This is a genomic window from Atopobacter sp. AH10, from assembly GCF_003664595.1.
Lineage (GTDB): Bacteria > Bacillota > Bacilli > Lactobacillales > Aerococcaceae > Atopobacter.
Window position 1 is genome coordinate 59,362 of record NZ_QXPZ01000001.1, and the last position, 21,104, is coordinate 80,465.

17 protein-coding genes are annotated in these 21,104 nt (G+C 38.4%); 4 read left to right on the forward strand and 13 right to left on the reverse strand.

Annotation, left to right across the window (positions count from 1 at the left end; translation table 11 throughout):
- Positions 1–3: 3 nt before the first annotated feature.
- Positions 4–483, reverse strand: coding sequence for a PTS sugar transporter subunit IIB (locus D3H64_RS00250; RefSeq protein ID WP_121563671.1), 480 nt, complete (start codon positions 481–483; stop codon positions 4–6).
- 4 nt (positions 484–487) lie between these two features.
- A complete protein-coding gene (locus D3H64_RS00255) occupies positions 488–2,269 on the reverse strand; it encodes a glycoside hydrolase family 35 protein (RefSeq protein WP_121563673.1) in 1,782 nt (593 codons plus the stop codon).
- A 393-nt stretch (positions 2,270–2,662) separates the two neighbouring features.
- On the opposite strand from D3H64_RS00255, the gene D3H64_RS00260 reads away from it, so the two are divergent.
- Positions 2,663–3,361 (forward strand): GntR family transcriptional regulator, encoded by a 699-nt coding sequence (locus tag D3H64_RS00260; protein WP_121563676.1) that lies wholly within the window; start codon positions 2,663–2,665, stop codon positions 3,359–3,361.
- Between the two features lie 251 nt (positions 3,362–3,612).
- Here D3H64_RS00260 and D3H64_RS00265 read toward each other — a convergent pair whose 3' ends face one another.
- From D3H64_RS00265 to nrdD, 6 genes are all read right to left on the reverse strand, one after another.
- The gene (locus tag D3H64_RS00265; protein ID WP_121563678.1) at positions 3,613–5,322 is read right to left on the reverse strand and encodes an ABC transporter ATP-binding protein; all 1,710 of its coding nucleotides are present in this window, start codon (positions 5,320–5,322) and stop codon (positions 3,613–3,615) included.
- Between the two features lie 24 nt (positions 5,323–5,346).
- Positions 5,347–5,814, reverse strand: coding sequence for a hypothetical protein (locus tag D3H64_RS00270; RefSeq protein ID WP_121563680.1), 468 nt, complete (start codon positions 5,812–5,814; stop codon positions 5,347–5,349).
- Positions 5,811–6,722, reverse strand: coding sequence for a hypothetical protein (locus tag D3H64_RS00275; RefSeq protein WP_121563682.1), 912 nt, complete (start codon positions 6,720–6,722; stop codon positions 5,811–5,813). The genes D3H64_RS00270 and D3H64_RS00275 overlap by 4 nt, the downstream gene beginning before the upstream one ends.
- On the reverse strand, positions 6,706–6,882 hold the full coding sequence (locus D3H64_RS10160) for a hypothetical protein (RefSeq protein WP_158589174.1): 177 nt from the start codon (positions 6,880–6,882) through the stop codon (positions 6,706–6,708). Before D3H64_RS10160 ends, D3H64_RS00275 begins: the two co-directional genes overlap by 17 nt.
- Positions 6,883–7,215: 333 nt before the next feature.
- A complete protein-coding gene (gene nrdG / locus D3H64_RS00280) occupies positions 7,216–7,800 on the reverse strand; it encodes an anaerobic ribonucleoside-triphosphate reductase activating protein (RefSeq protein WP_121563684.1) in 585 nt (194 codons plus the stop codon).
- Positions 7,766–9,988: an anaerobic ribonucleoside-triphosphate reductase gene (gene nrdD, locus D3H64_RS00285; protein WP_121563686.1), complete on the reverse strand. Its 2,223-nt coding sequence runs from the start codon at positions 9,986–9,988 to the stop codon at positions 7,766–7,768. The genes nrdG and nrdD overlap by 35 nt, the downstream gene beginning before the upstream one ends.
- Before the next feature lie 1,258 nt (positions 9,989–11,246).
- On the opposite strand from nrdD, the gene D3H64_RS00290 reads away from it, so the two are divergent.
- Positions 11,247–11,543 carry a helix-turn-helix transcriptional regulator gene (locus D3H64_RS00290; protein ID WP_121563688.1) on the forward strand — a complete coding sequence of 99 codons (297 nt, stop codon included), beginning with the start codon at positions 11,247–11,249 and terminating at the stop codon, positions 11,541–11,543.
- Positions 11,544–11,754: 211 nt separating this feature from the next.
- Here the strand turns inward: D3H64_RS00290 and D3H64_RS00295 are convergent, their stop codons facing one another.
- From D3H64_RS00295 to D3H64_RS00305, 3 genes are all read right to left on the reverse strand, one after another.
- Positions 11,755–12,738 carry a CPBP family intramembrane glutamic endopeptidase gene (locus D3H64_RS00295; RefSeq protein ID WP_121563690.1) on the reverse strand — a complete coding sequence of 328 codons (984 nt, stop codon included), beginning with the start codon at positions 12,736–12,738 and terminating at the stop codon, positions 11,755–11,757.
- A 32-nt stretch (positions 12,739–12,770) separates the two neighbouring features.
- Complete coding sequence (locus D3H64_RS00300) at positions 12,771–14,315, reverse strand: UDP-glucose--hexose-1-phosphate uridylyltransferase (RefSeq protein ID WP_121563692.1); 1,545 nt, start codon at positions 14,313–14,315, stop codon at positions 12,771–12,773.
- Positions 14,316–14,461: 146 nt separating this feature from the next.
- Positions 14,462–15,247, reverse strand: a complete 786-nt coding sequence (locus D3H64_RS00305) for a DUF4931 domain-containing protein (RefSeq protein ID WP_121563695.1) — start codon at positions 15,245–15,247, stop codon at positions 14,462–14,464.
- A gap of 94 nt (positions 15,248–15,341) precedes the next feature.
- Between D3H64_RS00305 and D3H64_RS00310 the strand changes: the two genes are divergently transcribed.
- Together D3H64_RS00310 and D3H64_RS00315 are read left to right on the forward strand one after the other, a co-directional pair.
- Positions 15,342–17,096 carry an ABC transporter ATP-binding protein gene (locus tag D3H64_RS00310; protein WP_121563697.1) on the forward strand — a complete coding sequence of 585 codons (1,755 nt, stop codon included), beginning with the start codon at positions 15,342–15,344 and terminating at the stop codon, positions 17,094–17,096.
- Positions 17,089–18,846 carry an ABC transporter ATP-binding protein gene (locus D3H64_RS00315; protein ID WP_158589175.1) on the forward strand — a complete coding sequence of 586 codons (1,758 nt, stop codon included), beginning with the start codon at positions 17,089–17,091 and terminating at the stop codon, positions 18,844–18,846. The genes D3H64_RS00310 and D3H64_RS00315 overlap by 8 nt, the downstream gene beginning before the upstream one ends.
- Before the next feature lie 121 nt (positions 18,847–18,967).
- Here the strand turns inward: D3H64_RS00315 and gpmA are convergent, their stop codons facing one another.
- Together gpmA and rlmN are read right to left on the reverse strand one after the other, a co-directional pair.
- Positions 18,968–19,717 carry a 2,3-diphosphoglycerate-dependent phosphoglycerate mutase gene (gene gpmA / locus D3H64_RS00320; protein WP_199700106.1) on the reverse strand — a complete coding sequence of 250 codons (750 nt, stop codon included), beginning with the start codon at positions 19,715–19,717 and terminating at the stop codon, positions 18,968–18,970.
- A 186-nt stretch (positions 19,718–19,903) separates the two neighbouring features.
- On the reverse strand, positions 19,904–21,064 hold the full coding sequence (gene rlmN, locus D3H64_RS00325) for a 23S rRNA (adenine(2503)-C(2))-methyltransferase RlmN (protein WP_121563703.1): 1,161 nt from the start codon (positions 21,062–21,064) through the stop codon (positions 19,904–19,906).
- Positions 21,065–21,104: the final 40 nt, after the last annotated feature.

Consider the following 21,104-nt stretch of genomic DNA (forward strand, 5'->3'; position numbering starts at 1 on the left):
TATCTATTTTTCTAATAAAGTCCATAAATCTTTAATATCGTCACTTGGAACCATTTGTGCTGTTAATTTAACACCCTTGTCCCGTAATTTTTGGAAAGTTTCAACATCTTCAGGTAAAACATTGATCGATTGAGAAATATGCTTTGTTTGATCTGTTTGAGACATATTACCCACATTGATCGTGTCTATAGGAACGCCTTTTTCTACTAATTCATACAATACTTGTGGGCGCTTAGCAATAATGAGTAATCGTTGAGAGTCATATTTGCCCGCTAAAATATTCGTTGCAGCTTTTTCCACTGGCAGGACAGACAATTTAACCCCAGCTGGAGTAGCGAGTTTCAAACCGGATTTTTCTACAGCGGATTCTGCTACTTGGTTATCCACCACCATGATGCGGCTAATTTCTAATTTTGTTGTCCACAAGTTTGCCACTTGTCCATGAATCAATCGTCCATCGATACGTACACCAATAATAGCCATAAAATCATTCTCCTTTATGCATGTCTTTTAATAAGGGCTTGTCTAAAAATCTTAAGACATCTGAAGCAATTCCCTCTGTCTCACATATAACGATCGCATTTCTCCCTTCTTTCAAAAATCCTTTAGCAACATACAGGGACAAGGTCGGCCCTAGTTGGCAAAAACGTCCAATATTGATGCCATTCACCCAAACAAATCCCTTTCCAAATTCTGATAGGTCAAGATAGGCATCAGCTACTTCTTCAAGATCTCCTTCGAAACGATAAAAAGCAGGCTGACCAACTGTCCATTCGCCATCAAAATCAATCTGAGAATCATCAGTAAAGGGTAGTTTATATTGTTGCCAATTTTGCAAGAAGTGCAAGTCTAACATCACTCCTTGTCTGAGCCCTTTTCGCTGAGTATCTGCTAAAAGTTTAGCTCCATAATTGACCCGTCCCATATTTTCAATGAGGACATCTAATTGGTTCTCTTCCTGAATAAGATCCAATACAATTTCTTGGCCAATTTCTTCCTGATACTGTGTAGCGACTTTCTTGCCATTAAGAAAGACTTGGGCTCGATCTCTTCCGTCGATCAAGCGTAATTTTTCTTGATCAGCGTCCTTTTGAAAATGAGTTCTATAGAGATGATAACCATAGCCTTGTCCTAACTCTTCCATCGTTTTGGGATAAAGGCAATGAATCGGTTGAGAAATCTTGTCTAATGTAGAAAAGAGATTAACTTTGCCAGTTAAAGACCATGTCCTAGGCGATAGGCAAGTTTTCACCCGTGGCTCCATAGTAGGATATTCAGGAAAGTCTTTCTTCATCATCTCCTGCAAAGCATAGTAGCTGGCCGTTGGATTACCTTGTTCGTCCAATGGTGCCCCATAATCATAGGAAGTCACTTGTGGTAAATCGTGATTCCCTCGAGCTGAACAACCATTCATAAAAGCAAAGTTTGTCCCTCCATGAAACATATAGAGATTAATCGAACCAAGGCTAATAGCTTCTCGCACGGCATCCACCAATTCATGTTTATCTCTTGTGACAAGTGGTTCATTCCATCGATTAAACCAGCCATCCCAAAATTCCATGCACATCAAAGGCCACTTTTTCCCATGTTCTTCTAAATAATTTCTCAGCTCTCTAAAATTCTCAGCTGCCCTAGAGCCAAAGTTTCCAGTAGCAAGAATATTATCCTCCACTAAGCTACCCGCTCTTAGACAAGCTTTCCAGGGGCCATCTGATGTGACAAAGGGCATCGTCAATCCCTTATCCCTCATCATTTGACTTAAAAGGCGGAGATATTTTTTATCTTCCCCATAGGATCCATACTCATTTTCCACTTGAAAGAGGAGAATATTGCCTCCATGGTCTAGCTGATGTTTTACTAAACGTGGAAGTAGCTCATCATAATAAGCAGAAACATGAGCTAGATACTTGGGATCAGAAGAACGAATGTGACAATCTTCTTGTAATAACCAAGCTGGAAAGCCACCAAATTCCCATTCTGCACAAATATAAGGCGAAGGTCTTACAATGGCATAAAGCCCCATATCTTTTGCTAGACTTAGAAACGCCGGCAGATCTAAAGCTCCTTCAAAATCAAAGTGCCCTTTTTCTGCTTCATGAAGATTCCATGGCACATAAGTCTCCACACAGTTAAAGCCAAGTGCCTTCAAATTATACAGAGAATGCTGCCAATCATCTCTCGGCACTCGAAAATAATGAATAGCTCCAGAGAGAATCTTAAAAGCTTTTCCATTCATAAGAAAATCTTCTCGGATTTCAAATTTATCCACTATCACCCCTCCTTGTAAACCGCTTTCATTATATTAATATATTAAGTTGTTTTTTTTGACAAGTCAAGGATTTTTTAGCAGGTAAAATATGCTAGAATAGGACTAGACGGGACAAGAGGCAAAGAAATTACAAGCCACAAAAACAGGAAAAATACCTATTGATGTCCACTTATTTAGTATATCAAACCTTGTGAAATATTCCTAGATCAAAAAAGCAAGAGCCATTAAAGAAGCTTGATTTTATTGATATTTAAAGCTTTTTCCCAACTTTTAAATTTATTTTTTATCAAGTCCTTTGTTCGATTATACGCAAGCCATAATGAAGTAAACTTTTTTACAAAAAAACGCGAATATAAACTATTTTAAGCAACCATAGGAAAAGAGAGTCAAATAATGCGATTACCAAAATACCAAATTATCAGAAACAAGCTCAAAAGTGAGATTATATCGGGAAAATTTGAGAGTGGAGACCGGTTCTACACTGAGGCTGAGCTAGTTCACCTCTACCAAGTGAGCTCCATTACGGTCATTCGAGCTCTAAACGAATTGGTTCAAGAAGGTTATCTCGTCCGCTATCAAGGGAAAGGTACTTTTATTTCTCGCTCAAGGAAAGGACGCCTTGTCGAGTTTTCGGATCTTGAAGTTTACCCCCTTGAAAAAGAAAAAGTAACCGTTCTGTCTATTGACAAGGGAGACGACCCAAAAATCCTCCAATTATTAGAATTAACAGCTAAAGATCACTACTACTGCATCCGTCGTATTCGGTCAGTGAATGGCACTCCTTTCATTTACCACAAGACCTACCTCAACAGTCATTTGGTCAATACCAATCTTCCAAAAAATGCTTACTCATCTATTTACAATCGGATCAAAGTTGACTTCGGCATCCATATGTCTGAAGAACCTTACGAGGAAACTAATGAAATTCTTTACCCTGCACCTAAAGAAGTCGCTACTCTTTTAGACCTCCCCTCAAATGACCCTATTGTTAAACAAGTCAAACTCACCCGTTCATCCTTTAATGACAAACCCCTTGAATATATCATCACCCATAAACGTTGGGATTATTACAAATTCAAAGTAAAAGGCTAGGTTCAGCTTGAACCTAGCCTTTTTTCGTCTCTATACTTTTTGGGCTCTATACTTTTTGTTGTTGGTGAATTTGACAAAGTGCCAAAAAAGCCAAAGATTAGTGACTAAAGCTTTCCTAATCCCTGGCTTTCCCTATATAACTTATTTATCTCTAGCTTACACTTGCCGTTTAAGTATCCAAGACACTTTAAACCACACAAGATATGTAGCCCAGATTTCCATTAACATCTTCTTAAATGCTTCTAACCATACTACTTCGACACAGTATATAAGGAATAGAAGTAGCCTTTTTCTGCCATTAATTCTTCATAACTACCCACTTCAATCAAGCGCCCTTTTTTCATGACGAGAATTTGATCGTATTGCTTGAGACTTTGTTCGTCCAAACGGTGGGTAATCACCACACGTAACATATCCTTCAAATCCAAAATAGATTGATTAATAGTAGCAGCTGTCTCATTATCAAGAGCTGAGGTGGCTTCATCAACTAGCAAAACTTCAGCATGTTTGAGTAGACTTCTAGCAATCGCGATACGTTGCTTTTCACCACCAGATAGTCGGTTCCCATTTTCACCACAGCTATAAGCTAATCCTTTTTCTTCAACTAATGGGGATAGCCCAGCCAATTCAACGACACGATCGATCTCCGATGCCGGAAAATCTTTAAACAGAGTAATATTGTCTTTTATACTAGAATCAAAAATAAAGACGGATTGTTGTATCAAGGTCAATTTATCATAAAGAGATTCTTTGCTCACTTGACGTAGTTCCTTACCATTAACCAGAATTTGCCCTTGATAATCAGTATAATAACCCATTAGCAAATGAATCAAGCTACTCTTCCCTGAACCAGATCCCCCAACAATCGCGTAAGATTTCCCCGCCAGTAAATTTAAATTCAAACTATCTACAGCCAAATGCTCGTCTTTTGTATAAGCAAAAGACACATTCTCTAAACGTATTCCTTCTCCTAGTTCTAATAAATCTGTTTTATCCTCATCTCTTTTAGTAGAGCCAATTTGATCAGCCATTTTAACTATGAGCTTTTGAGCGCCCTTCATTTGTCCGATCAATTGTGGCAAGACAGAAATAGGTTGCAAAACAAAATTCATTAAATTCGTGAAAGCTAAGACCATACCTGCTGTTAAAGTAGAGGATTGCTGATGCACTAACCAAGCCCCAGCCAGCAAAACACCAAATTGGGCAATTAAACCTGCCCCTTCCCCTAAGCTATTGACAAGAATTCGACTTTGTTCTCGATTCTTTTTCACCTTTTCAAGTGTTTTGGACCGATCTTCATATAAGCCTGCTACTTCCTCTTCTGCTTTAAAGCTTTTCACCACTGACATCCCATTGAGAATATCTTTCGTAAGGGATACATAATTTTCGTTATTTCTTGCAACCGTTTCTTCTCTTTCAGCTAACTGATTAGCCATGGAAACAGAAGCAAAGACTGGAACCATCGAAATCAGGATAGCTATTAAGGTTAATAAAGGACTGTAGTAAAGCATTAAAGATAAAGATCCCACTAACATCACAACTTGGAGGATCGCATCAAAAATTTTCTTGAGGTAATTCTCCTGAATTCTCTCACAATCGTTCGTAAAAATAGACAAATAGGTCGCAGAATTAGCAGCGTTATAGTCTGCTAAATTTTTCTCTAACAATTGTCGAATAAAGACTTCCTTGTACTGATTCATTGCTTTTTCCAAAAATCTAGGATAGAAGTGATATTCCCCTATAGCCTTCACTCCTGTCACAAAAAGCAAACCCACAAAAGCTAATAAAATCATTAAAAAACTATAGCTACTTTTCCCAGCCATATAATCAAAAACAAGTTGTAGCCCTACAGAAATCCCTAAATTAATAAGTGCGGTAAAAATATAGATCACAACTGTTAAAAAAACCACTAAACGATTATTTTTAAAAAATAACTTTCTATACTGACGGTACGAATTCATGAAACCCCTCCTTACAGCTTGGCCTTAGCCAATAATTTGCAGAATCCCTTGCGCAAGTGCCACAAGATCGTCTTCTTTCTTTCTATTCCTTACATATGACTTCCAGTTGATACTCGAATTTTTTTCAAACAGTAAAAGCAAGGCAATATTAAAAAAGCATCTGTCATCCTCTTGACTCAAGAGGCTCAGCGCCATGCCCTCTAATAGCCGGCACTCTATTTCACTTGGCCGATAGTCATAAACAATATAGTTTTTAAGGAGTTCCTCCACGATGCTTTGATATTCCAGTGGATCAATATCCACCACATTCACCGATAACTTATTTATCTTGTAGGTGAGTGGCTCCCAATGTGCCTTCAATTGCTCCCTTTTCTCTTTTAAAGAGTAAAAAAAATACGCTAAGAGTAAACTTTCTACTGTATGTTCCTTTAGCGCTCTCTTTAAAAGATGACAGCTATTTTCTCTTAAGTTTTTTCCCCAATAGTCGTTCATTCACTTACCTCTATTAAGTCCTTGACCATTTTTAAGACGAGAACCGTATGGTAATAACCACTTATCTCACTCAACTCATGCGATTTGGTAGTTTCTTCCAACTTTTTCATGAAATGGTATAACTGACGAAACGCTTTTTTAAAAATGGAATCATATGTCATTTTTACTGACTGTCCCATTAAAAGATAGCAGAGCAATAGTTCAGCCAATAAGTCATAATCTTCCTTAATTAAGCATGAGACAGTGTAGCTAGATAAACGTTGCTCCAGCAGTTTCTGCCCTTTTTCAGGGAAGTAAGAGAAAAATTCAGGAAACTCATTTAAATAAGATAAATAAAAGACCCAATGCGTCAGGATATACATTTCTTCTCTATCTATAAGACCATCTTTCACTCGATCATAGATATCGGATCTTAAAAACTCTTCTACTCTAGACGCATATTTCTTCTCAAGCATAGACTGATAGGTCATTAATTCCACTTGATTGAAGGAGTTTTTTACAGAAATATCTAAACTATAACGCTCCTGTCCGTCTAGAGAGAATTTATCTTGAAAAGATCGCCCATCAGATGGAATAACTTGCTTATAAGTCTCTTGTCCGTTTGGGTTATCGGCTCCCTGGTCGATTCCAGTTGACTTAAACCTTTGCCGATAAAGGCTGAGAAGCATAAGAATAGCTGGATCAAGTTCACTAATCGAACGACCATTTACTTCTTCAAAAAATTCTTCTATCGTCCCTTGCTCGTCTTCAGATGGCTTTTTCGAGAAAATACTAGCAAAAACTAATTCAGCATTCATTTTTTCATAGTCTTTGTCATCCATACGAGAAAATAGGGGTAAAAAAGTATCCAATAATTGTTCTAGCTCTTCCCCCCATTTCTTTTTTTCTTTTCTATTCGAAAGCCACATGCTGTATATTTTCTTTCTTTTTCCCTAGATTAACATCTATATATCTATTTGAAGAAGATTTGTATATTTGAATAAAGGTCCATTTTTCAAGGCTCTTTTCTTTTTCTTCATCTTCCAAGCCAATTGTTATCAATTTCTTTTCTTTATCAAATTTAATCATAAATATTCCTCCTCCATATTTGATTTCAATGATATGTTACTCTTCTTTTTTTATATTGTCAATGGATTTATAAAAAATATCCATTCTATTTTTAACTAGATTATCATAAAATAAGTGTCACTATAACCATGTTTAATACGCCGATTCTCTATCCCGATAAACCTTTTATATATCTGTAAAATATTCTTCTAGTTATCGTCGTAGAAAAAAGCAATTTAGTCCATAGCGTCCTTCTTTTTATTAGGTTTTTATTAAAAAAAGAAAAGGCGATTAAGTTTCATCGCCCTTTCTTTTTTCTGAAGAATTTACCAACAATAAAAGTTGATAAATTGCTTATAATTTAAAGTACCTCTGACTATCGACACATTTGTCCCATATCACAACTTCACCTTTTTCAAGGGACTTTGGGACATCAATAATTCGTTGGTTGGCAGATCCTCTGAATTGAAGCGTTAAATCCTTCAATTCCAAGGCGAATCGCCCATCCACAAGAATATCAATCAAGGATAAAAGTTGTAACTTATCCTCAGATTCTAACATCATTTCTTCCCAGGTATAACCCGTCCATGACCAGATATCCTTGTCTCTCCCAAATTCTTTCCGAATCCTTTGACATAAGGAAATACAAACCTCTGTATTCATGAATGGCTCTCCACCTAAGAGGGTCAAACCTTGACAGTATGGGGCTTTCAAATCCTCAATAATTTGATCTTCTAATTCTTTTGTATAGAGATGACCGTAGTTAAAATTTTGCGCTACCTTGTTGTAACAGCCAGGGCAGGCAAATAGGCAACCTGAAACATACAGGCTACAGCGGACACCCTCTCCATCAACAAAATTGTAAGGTTTGTAATCCGCTATTTTATGTTGAGAATAATCTTTACTAAGCCATTCCTGTGGCAAGGGATTGCGTATCATTATTTTCCAGGCCCTTCATATGTTTCTTCCGATGGCGAATTTCTTCATGGCGACCGTGAACCATAGGACGAGCTTGAGGGTTACCTAAATAACCGCAAGTCCGTTTAACCACATCGCAAGTCTTTGGATCATTGTTACCACACTTAGGGCATTCAAAGCCACGTTCAGTTGGATTGAACTCCCCTTGGAATCCACATTTGTAACATCTATCAATAGGCGTATTGGTTCCCAAATATCCCACACGATCATAGGCATAATCCCAGACAGCTTCCAAAGCTTTTGGATTTGTCCTTAAAACCGGATATTCACAGTAATGAATGAAGCCACCACTGCAATATTTCGGATAATCTTTTTCAAAATCCAATTTTTCAAATGGAGTAGGTTGTTTCCGAACGTCATAGTGGAAGGAGTTCGTGTAATATTCTTTGTCAGTAATATCTGGAACCAATCCAAATTTCTTCGTGTCCAAACGGCAGAAACGATCGGTCAAACTTTCACTTGGTGTGGAATATATACTGAAATGGTAGCCATATTCTTCGCTCCATTCATCGCATTGTTCCTTCATAGACTTGACAATATCCAAAGTAAATTGTTTAGCTTCTGCATTATGCTCCCATTCCGGACCATAAAAAACTGTCGCTACTTCATAAAGACCAATATAGCCTAATGAAACTGTCGCCCGCCCATTCTTAAATAATTCATCCACATCGTCTGTTGGAGCAAGTCGTTTCCCAAAAGCTCCATATTGATAAAGAATCGGTGCGTTAGATGGTGTAGCTTCCTTGGTGCGATTCACCTTATAAACAAGGGCATCGTGGCATATTTTCATCTTGCTTTCAAAAATAGACCAGAATTTTTCTTTATCCCCCTTAGATTCTAAGGCAATCCGTGGCAAATTAAGGGTCACTACCCCTAAATTCATCCGACCAGAATTAACTTCCTTGCCATTTTCATCTTTCCAACCTTGCAAGAAAGAACGACAACCCATAGGCACTTTGAAACTTCCAGTCAATTCAACGATTTTATCATACGAAAGCACATCTGGATACATGCGTTTGGTTGCACATTCTAAGGCTAATTCTTTGACATCATAGTTAGGATCACCTGGCTCTAAGTTCAATCCTCTCTTTAAAGTAAAGATCAATTTAGGGAAGATGGCTGTACGCTCTTCTTTACCAATCCCTTTAATCCGAACCTTTAAGATAGATTTTTGAATCTCACGTTCGATTTCAGATGTACCTAAGCCAAAACCCAATGTTGTGAATGGTGTTTGCCCCTGACTCGAATACAAGGTGTTAATTTCATATTCTAAGGATTGCATCGCATCATAAATATCTTTTTGTGTTTTCTTCTTAGCGTAGGCTTTTTGCTTTTCTTCGCCATCAACCCATTCTTTAGCGTCTTTTAAATGTTTTTCGTAGTTAATTTGTGCATAAGGAGCTAGAACTTCATCAATACGGTTAGCAGAACAGCCTCCATATTGACTAGAAGCCACGTTGGCAATAATTTGCGCCATTTGAGCCGTTGCAGTTTGAATAGAACGTGGAGATTCAACTTCAGCATTCCCAATCTTAAAGCCCTTCTCAAACATCCCCTTAAAGTCAATCAAGCAACAATTGGTTAAAGGCATATAAGGTTGATAGTCTAAATCGTGGTAGTGAATATCCCCTTTTAAGTGAGCATTGGCCACATGCTTAGGCATCATCTTCAAGCCCATAGCCTTAGCTACTGTCCCTGCTGTAAGGTCTCGTTGGGTATTGAAGACCTTGGAGTCCTTATTAGCATTTTCATTCACAACAGTAGCGTCCTTCTTTAAGAGCTTTTGAATAGTGTAACGGACATCCGTAGCCTTGGCTCGTTCAACATCACGTTTCAAGCGATAACCCACATAACTTTCTGCTAAAGTGGTCTTGCCATGCTCCAAAAGGGTGTGTTCAACAATATTTTGAATTTCGTAAATTTTAATATCTTCGTGGAATCTTGAGGCAATTTCTTCATTAACATCATCCATCACGTCGTTAATTTCATTCATCAAAATAGCATCGATTCGTGGATAAAGCTGTTGAGCTGCCTTTATAATTGCGTTATAAATTTTTTCATCATTAAAAGGAACCATCCGACCATCTCTTTTGATGACCGCCAGATGAGAATTCGTTTCACGTGTATAATTGCTTAAGGTTTGTTCCATAAACTCAGCCTCCTATAGTGCCATTGTAGCAAGTTTATAGGTGTAACACAATATCTAGGGCTATAATTATTTTAAAACCACTAGATATTGTGAAAACCCTTTAGGCATGGGCTTTTAATCGCTATCTTTATTTTCGAGCTGTTTAAAACCTTCAAATCAAATCTTTCATTTTTAGCGTCCCAATAGCTTTTACAAGAGCTAAGCACATTTTAGATTTTTTTTACCGAACACAAAGAATTTCTTTATTCTCACAAAGTCCTCCCCCACATTTGCCCCTAGATAGAGTAGAAAGACGACAGGACCATATCAATTGATCCATGTCATGCAACGAATTCTGCTGGCAACTAGCTCCCTTTCTTCAACTAAGTCTTATTTATCTATCAAAAGTCCTTTCATCCAGCAGGTGATAAAAGTAATCCGCTCAATTCATCATTTAACTTGCATTAGTAGTAATCAGACTGTTAGAATACATAAGTCCGCTTGATGGAAGAATGCGCTTTTATAGAAACAAAACGGCATGCTTACCAGTTTCAACTAGACCAATTAGAGCTGGTCGAGTTAGATAAAACTTGTGCTTCAGCGACTCATAAAAAAGATGCTCCTATTCGTCCCATCATTTTTCCCTTCAGAAGGGCAGCCATCCATCTATCTGTGCACTTCGAACTTATAGATGGGGCTGACGTAAAAATATCGCTTACGCTATTTTTACTCCCCTTCTACAGGAGCTATTGCTAAAAGATTTACTTCTCCCATCACTCATATGACCTTATATAACATTTTGAGCGAACAATACAAACGCAAGTTACTTTTTTGTTACAGCTATATCTCCTATAAAAGCTTCCTTAAAGTCAAAATCCATTTGAACTAGTCTTTTCCGAATAGACCCATTCGTTGAATTTTTGATGATTTTTTTTAAAAGGAAACATGACTTCAGCATGCTTAATCCCTATGCCCAACTAGATTAGACGATTAATTAGTTAATTTTTTTAAAAATTGTCGCCTTTGTATACTTGTTCTGTTATAATACGAATAGAGAAGAAAGCTTTTTATAGCGTTTTCTTTTCTTTAAGAGTAAAGTTATGGAATTTTTCTATCATATTTCTTAAATAGGTGTTGAAATTTTCACTCTCTCGTTCTATTATATAAGTGATATGGTAGTTGCTTTAGATGGACACAGATGAATAGTTAGAAAATTGATAGTGCTATCCTATCAAAAACTAACTAGAAAGTCTGCTAACAAAAGAAAGGACGATAACAAATGACAACAGTTGATCCAAACAACATCACTAACACAGCTATGGATGACGAAGCTTATGCTAATCAACTAGCTGCCAATGTTTTATTAGAACTTCGCAGTAAAAAACGTCTTACTCAACAAGAACTAGCGAAAGCCTGCAACAAAAACCAATCTTACATTGCTAAGATCGAAACAGGTAAGCAAAATATCAGCTTGAAAACTTTACATCAAATTGTAACAGCTGCTGGTGGCACTATTGACATTCGTGTGAAAGTACGCAAACGTCACAGTCGCAGAACGGAATTGTTTCCATCTTAATTCCTCTCCGAAGCCATCAAATAGCAACTGACTTATTTAGATTCTTGTTACTGGGGAGGTGACAAGAATCTTTTAAAAAAAGTAGCAGATCATAGAGCTGCTACTTTTTTTGTTGCCTAATTTTTCTTATGCCTATTCTTTTTTGAAAAACACAAATTCACTCTAAACTATTGCTTAAGAACTTTAAACAATCCCCTTAAATGATCTATCTCTACATCAAAAGGCCTTTTAAATAAACCCATAAAAGAACTAAGACAGCCGTCCCATTATTCAAGAAATGAAGTAGCATAGCGTCCTTTAAATTTCGCCTTCTATGATAAGCCAGAAATAATCCTACACCAAGGCCGAAATACATCAAAACTTCCACTATATTGTGACTAGCATGAAGTTGTCCAAATATAAACGAGCTGACCACTAAGGGCAATAAAAAAGCATCCACTTTAAAGAAAAGACCTGTCAAATACCCACGAAAAACCATTTCCTCCATTAAAGGAGCCACAAGTCCAATAAAAAAGAAAAAGGTAACTTGCAAAAATACTGGGTTATTTTGACCACTGATCGCATAAATAGCCTGATCATTTGCTGATACGCCTTGTTTAAAAATCAACTGATTAAAACTAGAAAGAGCAAGGACGTATACCCTCATCAGAAGAAAATAGACAAGAATTGCTTTGAAGTCTCTAAATGTCAAAGGGGCAAAATTGTCCTTATTTCTTGTTTCTTTTACATAGCCTTTCCACATAAACTTCATTAGTAAAAAAGCTAGTAAAATTAAACTAGCCGTTAATAAAAATAAGACGCCCCCTGAAATCTTACCCACTAGCTTCATCAACATGATGATTCCAATCATTGGTAGTTGAGACAGGAAAAACATAAACAACCATTTGAGCAGCTTTTTCAGGCCATTTTTAATGGATGGGTCTTCTTGAAAAGAAAGTCTTCTTTCTAAGGGGATAGACTCTTTCCCACTCATTTTATGACAATTTTCCCCTAAGTTGTCTAGCTCTTCATCTCTTATTGACTCTTTTTTATCCAAGTCTTTTCTAATCGAGTCGTCTGAAGACTGGAGACCCTTGCCTTTAATAACTTCAGGCTGATGACTATCTCCCTCTTGGCATAATAAGTCTTCCCCCTCTTTCTTAGACTGGCCTTCTATGCCTTCTTTTTTCGCCTTCTCTATATGTTCTTCCTGCATAGTTCCCCCTCCTCTTCCAACGATTTATGAACTTAAATAGCCTCTTCATCAGTCTCTTGATCCAGATCTAATAAATGTGCTCCTAAACTTTCAACGAACTCCTGCATAGCTAGCTGTCCTTCATTAGTCTGCTTAAATACCCCTGCATCTTCCAAGACCCGTATAAAAATATCCCCCATTGAATTTTTAACTATTGCCTCTGCCTCTTCCAAGCTTTCAGGCTGGTAACTTGCTTTTAAATCCTTTAACCAGTTAAGATGCTTGGCGTCCACTTCTTCAGTCCCTTGATATAAAGCTTTTGTCAGAGCTTTTATTTCTCTCTTCAAGCGAGCCGGCAAAACAGCTAAACCCATGACTTCAATCAGGCCAATATTTTCCTTCTTAATATGTTGCACATCTGGATGCGGATGGAAATAACCATCTGGGAATTCCGAAGTCGTTAAATTATTGCGCAAGACAAGATCCATTTCAAAGGCCTCTCCTTTTTTACGAACAATTGGCGTAATAGCATTATGGTCAACACCATCTGTCTTGGAAAAAATATGTTGACTTGGATCTGAGTAATTCGACCAGTCTGTCATTACTTTTTCGGAAGCTTCGAGAAGTTGCTCCTTATGAACAGAACGCAAACGCACAACAGATAAAGGCCAATAAAGTTGTTCCACAGATACTTCAGGATAATTTGGCCAAGTGTAGCTTTTTAACACTTTAGCTTTTTCCATGGCAAAGTGATAACGTCCTCCTTGGTAATGATCGTGGCTTAAGATAGACCCTCCGACAATTGGTAAACCTGCATTAGATCCCACAAAATAATGAGGCATTTGTTCAACAATCGACAGCAATTTAGCTAAACACCTCCCATTAACCAGCATAGGATGGTGAGTCTGTGAAAGGAAGATACAATGTTCATTAAAGTAACTATAAGGAGAATATTGAAAGCCCCAATCTTCTTCCAATACTTTTAGACGAATGACTCGGTGGTTCGCACGAGGGGCATGCCCAGCATTACCACGAAATCCTTCATTTTCAATACATAGGGGACATTTAGGATAGTCCATACTCTTTATTTTCTGAAGTTCCGCTATCTTCTTAGGGTCTTTCTCCGGCTTAGACAGGTTGATCGTCAAATCAATTTCTCCATATTTCGATTGATGCTTATAACTGATGTTTTGAGCAATCCGATCTGTCTTAATATAGTCTACCGTTTGACTGAAATCATAAAACCAATCTGTCGCCTTTTTAGGATCTTCTCTATATAATTGCCAAAAGGTTTCATCGATTAGAGAGGGACGATCCATTACGCTATCCATCAACTGCCCTAATAATATATCAGCTTCAACTTGAGAATCTTCCAATAAACCCCTTTTTTTGGCATTCTCTATCAAAAACTCTGCTAAATCTTTCAAACGATATTTCTCTCTATTTTGAAAACTTTTAACCCTATCACTTAAGACATCCAAAGCTAGTCTATCCATTAAACGATTCAAGCAGTAGACTCGATCCATCTCTCTCAACAATCCTAGATCAATAGCTTTCCAAACAAAAGTTTTAAGATACTTCTCTACAATCTCTTCCATACTTTCCTCCATTATGATGACTTGCCTTCTGTCTCGTTATCGTTTTCTTTATTCCCCTTAGTCATTTCAAAGCTAGCTTTCGGCTAATTTCTAAATCCCCTCTTAGTCATTTCAAAACTAGCTTTCAACTAATTTCTAAATCCCCTCTATTGCCTATTCAGTAGTTCCTTCAAATAATGGGAACGAATATCTTCAGCCATTTTTTCTAACTTATCCATGGGGAAAACTTGGGCAATCCCAAAACCTACAAAATAGGCTGAATCAATATAACGTGGGACGAGTTTAAATTGGTAATGGTCTAAATATCTCCAGCCAAACAGATTATAAGAGCCTTCTTTTCTATCGGCTTGTTGATTTAAAATAAAGATGACTAAAGCTTGCAAGAGTTCGGCTAATTCCTCAACCGATCCCTTGGGTTCAAAAGAGATATTTAACTCGGTATAGCCCATAATTGGCTGAGTAGAAAGAGTAGCGGATACCCCTTCTCCTTGATAAAGATCCAGTCCAGCGAAATGGATAGGATCCGCTTGTTTTGTCACATCCCATTTTTTTAAAGCGACTAATTGACTATGGGAATGTCTTAAACTTGCCCCACTCCATGGCCCGTAATTTTTCAAAAAAAGTGTCGAAGAAAAGCGACTATCTGCCGCTAATTTTTCCCAACAAGCAAAGATAAACTCCAATAAATCTTTTAGCTTTTCTAAAGAGCAGTAGGCTAGATTAAAGTCATGAGCCTTAGATTCTATTAAGACTGTTTGATAGGTCTCTTCTAGGGTGCGATACTTATTTTCAACCCATAAAGCATCCCCTTCTTCTAGAAGTATCTTTTCTAGAGCAGTCAACTGACAAAATGGACAAGCTGACTGCCCTAAAACGTCATTGGGTTTTAAAAGAGATACATTTGGTAAAAAAGTTAAACAAGCTTTTTCCATCTAATCCCCTCCTTGGGTGATTAGTTCTGTCTAATAGTGGTAATATAGTAATACTAACACAAAATACAATAATATCGTCTGAAAGGAGAAAAGTATGGGAATATTTTGGTCTTTCCTTAAACCTTACAAAAAAGAAGCCTTTCTCGCTCCTTTATTCAAGTGGTTCGAGGCTCTCACCCAACTTGTTGTTCCTCTCTTCATCGCCCGAATCATTGATCAGGGGATAAGACAAGAGCAAGTCCATATCATTATCTATCAGGGAGGCCTTTTATTGCTTTTTGCTGTCCTTGGTGTGTTTTTCTCCGTTATAGCCCAGGCCTTTTCTGCAAGAACTGCCCTCTCCTTTGCTTCTGCTATCCGTTTGGCCTTATTTCAACACATCAATAACTTAAGCTTAGAAGAGAGAAGGTCCTTTACCCCAGCTAGTTTAGTCACACGCCTAAACAATGATATCAACCAAATGCAAACGGGTCTAAATATGTTCCTCCGTCTCTTCTTAAGGAGTCCCTTCCTCGTACTTGGCACAATTTTTGCCTGCTACCAAATTCATCCCCAAACTGGGCTTTCTTTCTTCATTTTATCCTGTTTGCTTTTAACCCTCATTTTTGCTTTACTCGCTTCAACCCTCCCCTTTTATGAGAAAGTCCAAGCTAAATTAGATCGACTGACTAGCTTAGCAACAGACAGCCTTTCCGGGGTTCGTGTCTTAAGGAGTTTTGGGCAAGAAAAAAAACAAGCAGATGCTTTTAAGCTATCTCAAAGCAAACTCACTAACATCCAATTCCATCTTAGCCAAATCAACGCCTTGCTCAATCCTTCTTCCTATCTTCTTTTAAACGCAGGCTTACTACTCCTCCTCTATCGCTCTGGTTTTTTGGTCGATCAAGGGCATATGACTCAAGGGCAAGTAGTCGCCATAGTGAACTATTTAAGTCAACTCCTTATCGAACTGATGAAGATAGTTACCTGTGTCATGGGCATAGCTAGAGGAATTAGTGCTTCTAAACGTGTAAAAGAAGTTTTAACAAGTCAAGCAAGCCCCAATTCCAATCAGCCATCAGAACGTAGCCTTCTAGAGGAAGATTTCCATACTATCACATTTGAGAAAGTTAGCTACAGCTATACTGCATCTAGTCAGCCTGCCTTGCATCAAGTATCTTTCAGCTTAAAAGCAGGCCAATCAGTAGGCATCATTGGGGGGACTGGAGCTGGTAAATCTACTATCGCTCATCTTCTAGCTAATCTCCTACATCCTACAAGTGGGAAAATTTTAATCAATGGCCACGATCTTAGTCACTACCATCCAAAAAGTTTATCCCATTACACTAGCATCGTACTACAAAAATCCGTCCTATTCCAAGGTATCCTAGCCGAGCAACTGCATGTAACAAAAGAAGATCTCCTTTTAAATAAAGAAGATAGACTGACTAGAGCCTTTTCGGCCCTAAAAGCTGCAGCTGCAGACTCCTTTATCCCCTTAACGATAGATGGGCTCAAGCTTCCTGTTAGCCAATCCGGAAAAAATTTTTCCGGTGGTCAACGTCAACGTCTTTCCATTGCTAGAAGTCTTTGCCAAGAAAAGCCCATCCTTATCCTTGATGATGCCTTATCTGCTTTAGACTATAAAACAGCTAGCCAAGTGAACAGTCGTTTACAGCAATGGCCAAGTAAAAAACTCATCATCCGTATTTCTCAACGCCTTCAAGTGATCGAAGATAGCGATATCATCTTAGTCATGGATCATGGGCAACTCATTGCCAGTGGCCGCCACGAAGACCTATTAGCAACTTGTCCTCTCTACCAAGAAATCTATGCGAGTCAACATCGAAAGGAGATGTCTTATGCCTAAGTTATACCAGCGTATCGGACATAACCTACGACCTTACACCTTTCAACTCCTTTTAGCCTTCTCCATCACCATTCTAACGGTAGGACTCACTCTTTATCTACCCATTCTGATCGGTCAAGCCGTCGATCTTTTCCTTGGCCCTCACTCTATTCATTGGCCACTACTCCTTAAACAACTCCAAAAAATGGGTCTAATAGTTAGCTTAACCGTTATCCTAGAATGGGCTATGTCTCTAATTTTCCAAAGGGTCAGCATACAAGTCAGCAGAGATCTACGTCTAAATACAATGGACGCCATCACAAAAGTACCCATTGCTTTTATCGATAAAATAGGGAACGGCGGGCTCATCTCTACTCTTATTACCGATTGTGACCAATTCACTGATGGACTTTTATTAGGCTTAAGTCAAGCTTTCAGAAGCAGTCTCACCATTTTAGTGACCCTTGTTTTTATGATGAAAATCAACTACAAATTAAGCCTAATTGTTCTTTTATTAACCCCACTCTCTCTTTTAAGTGCCCGTTTTATCGCTAAATGGAGTTTCCACTATTTTAAAGAAACTGCTAGCCTACGAAGTAAGATGAGCAACTTAAGTGAAGAAATTTTCTACGAGGCCGAAACAGTCAAAAGTCAGGAAGAAGAAAAGCCAGCCTCTGACCGCCTAAAAAGCATTTTGCAAGAACTCAATCGCTCCTGGACTCGTGCCATCTTCGTTTCTTCCGCCGCAATGCCTGTCACTCGTTTCATTAATTCTTGCATTTATACCTTAGTAGCCTGTATAGGTGCCTACCTAGTCCTAGAACAATCTACTGATAGCCTTTCTGGTCCTTTAAGCATAGGCAGTCTGACCAGCTTCTTAGCCTATGCCAGCCAATATACAAAACCTTTCAATGATTTGTCCGAAGTATTAACAGAAGGGCAAAACGCTCTAGCTTCTGCCGAGAGGATCTATCGTTTAATTGAAGAAAGTCCGATAGCCGATCAAGGTAGAAAGCAACTCAAAAGGCCTCTAGCTGGCCACATCCAATTCAAAGATGTTTCTTTCGCCTATCCTTCTGGTCCAAATGTTATCGACCACTTCAGCCTAGACATTTTGCCCGGTCAATCTATTGCTATTGTCGGATCAACCGGATCTGGGAAAACCACCTTAATCAATTTATTGATGCGCTTCTACGAAGTTTCCAGTGGGCAAATCACTATTGATGGGATAGATATTCGCGATATCAAGCGAAAAGAACTCTACCAAACAGTCGGCATGGTTTTACAAGATACCTGGATCAAAGAAAGCAGTATTCGGGACAATTTATGTATGGGTCAAGAAATCAGCGATGAAGACCTACTTAAAGTAACAAAATCACTAAATGTTGATGATTTTATCCGCCAACTTCCGCATGGCTATGACAGCCAAATAGGACAGGGAGAAACTAGTCTTTCAAAAGGACAAGATCAGCTTATTTCCATCGCTCGTCTGATCTTGCGTAATCCTGCTATCCTCATCTTAGACGAAGCTACTTCATCTATCGACACGAGAACAGAGCTTATTATTCAAAAAGCCTTTGATCAACTTACCAAAAACAGAACCAGCATTGTCATCGCCCACCGCCTATCTACCATTGAAAAAGCCGATCGGATCATCGTTTTAGAAAAAGGGAAAATAATCGAATCCGGGAATCACCAAGATCTCTTATCTCAAAAAGGGCATTACTATAAAATGTACACTAGCCGGCAAGAGAAAGCGAACGAAGCCTAACTGACTCAAGTCCTATAGCTACAAGTCAAAATGGCACGATAGGAATTGAAAAAGTAAAAAGTCCAACCCTTCATCTGAAGGATTGGACTTTTTTATGATGTTCAAATTTTTAGTCAGAAAACTATTTAGCTTTCCCTTGGTTCTTAACTGCGTTCATTTTAGCTTCAATAGCAGCTTGGTCGCCTAAGTAGCGTTTGCCAATTACTTTGAAGTTGTCATCGAAGTCATAAACCAATGGCACACCAGTTGGTAGGTTAACACCCATGATTTCTTCAGCAGAAAGACCTTCGAAGTATTTCACCAAAGCCCGTAAAGAGTTCCCATGAGCGGCGATTAATACGCGTTCACCTTTTTCCATACGAGGTTTGATTTCTTGTTCAAAGAAAGGAACTGTCCGTTTAATGGTCAATTCTAGACTTTCTGTCAAAGGAAGAACTGATTTGTCTTCCACAGCACGATATTGTGCTTGATTTTGAGGGTTACGTTCATCACTTGGATCCAAAGCTGGAGGAGTTACATCGAAAGAACGACGCCATACGAGAACTTGTTCTTCACCGTATTTAGCAGCTGTATCAGCTTTGTTAAGGCCTTGCAAAGCCCCATAATGACGTTCGTTTAAGCGCCAATCTTTAATAACTGGCAACCATGTACGATCCATTTCACTAAGAACGAGATCCAATGTGTTGATAGCACGTTTCAAATAAGAGGTGTAGCAAATATCAAAGTCGAAGCCTTCTTCTTTTAAGAGTTGGCCCCCTTGCTTAGCTTCTTCTCTACCTTTATCAGACAATGGAACATCTGTCCAACCTGTAAATAAGTTCAAACGATTCCATTCACTTTCACCATGACGAATCAATACTAATTGCATCACTGAAACCTCCTTTTATTGTACTCTATTACTTTACACTATTTTGCTTGCCCTGTATAGAATATTTACACTAGCTTGTGTATAAAAACGCTAACATAAAGGTTTTTTTATAGCGTAAACGTTTTCTTAACAAAAGTAGGACTGACCCTCACTTAAAAAGTAAGGATCCTACTTATCCATAAAGGCTCATTATTCTTCTACTTTACCTGTGTTCTTAGCCTTCTTCTCTCTTTTTCTACGTTTCATTTCATTACTTCTTAATTGACCACAAGCTGCATCGATTTCTGTTCCATGTTCCTTGCGAACGACGCAATTAATTCCCCGTTTCATCAAGCGATCAAAAAAGGCCGATACATCTTCTGGACGGCTACGTTGGTAGTCATTATCATCAACAGGATTATAAGGGATCAAATTCACGTAGGCTAATTTACGTTTATTGGCTAAAAGATTGGCTAGTTGGTCAGCATGCTCTAATTGATCATTCACTCCACGTAACATGATGTACTCAAAAGTAACCCGTCTATTGGTTTTCTTAATATAGTCATCTATCGCCGCCATAAGTTCTTCGATAGGATAGCGCCGGTTAATCCGCATGATAGCTGACCTTACTTCGTTATTTGGAGCATGAAGAGAAATCGCTAAGTTGACTTGAAGCCCATTATCGGCAAATTCCCGAATCTTTGGCACTAAGCCAGATGTGGACACGGTAATGTGTCGTGCCCCAATAGCTAAACCTAAGTCGTCATTGATGACCCTTAAAAAGCTCATCACATTGTCATAATTATCAAAAGGCTCTCCAATCCCCATAACGACTACATGACTTACTCTTTCGCCCTCTCCACGTTCATCGAGATAGTGTTGCACTTGCATGATTTGAGCCACAATTTCTCCGGCTGTTAAGTCCCTTTGTTTCTTAATCAAGCCACTCGCGCAAAAAGTACAACCAATGTTACAACCTACCTGAGAAGTCACACAAACTGACAAGCCGTACTCTTGATACATCAAGACGGTTTCAATCATCAAGTTGTCCCCTAATTGGAAGAGGTACTTGGTTGTTTTATCTGCTGCTCGTTGAACAATGATTTCCTTTAATGGATTGAACTGGAAGGTCTCGTTCAAGAAATGAATTAAATCTTTCGACAAATTAGTCATTTCATCAAAAGATCTGACACGTTTTCGGTACAACCAATCCCACACTTGTTTAGCCCGAAAAGCTTTATGCCCATGACTAATAAAGAATTTTTCCATTTGTTGACGTGTTAAGCCATAAATGGATTGCCGCTCATCCACTTCTAACGGGCGTTCAGCAGGAGTTAACCGCCTTCCCTTATGTTGCTCTTTTTCTTCCATATTATCTCCCTTCCATAGAAGAAAGGCGCCAAATCAATGG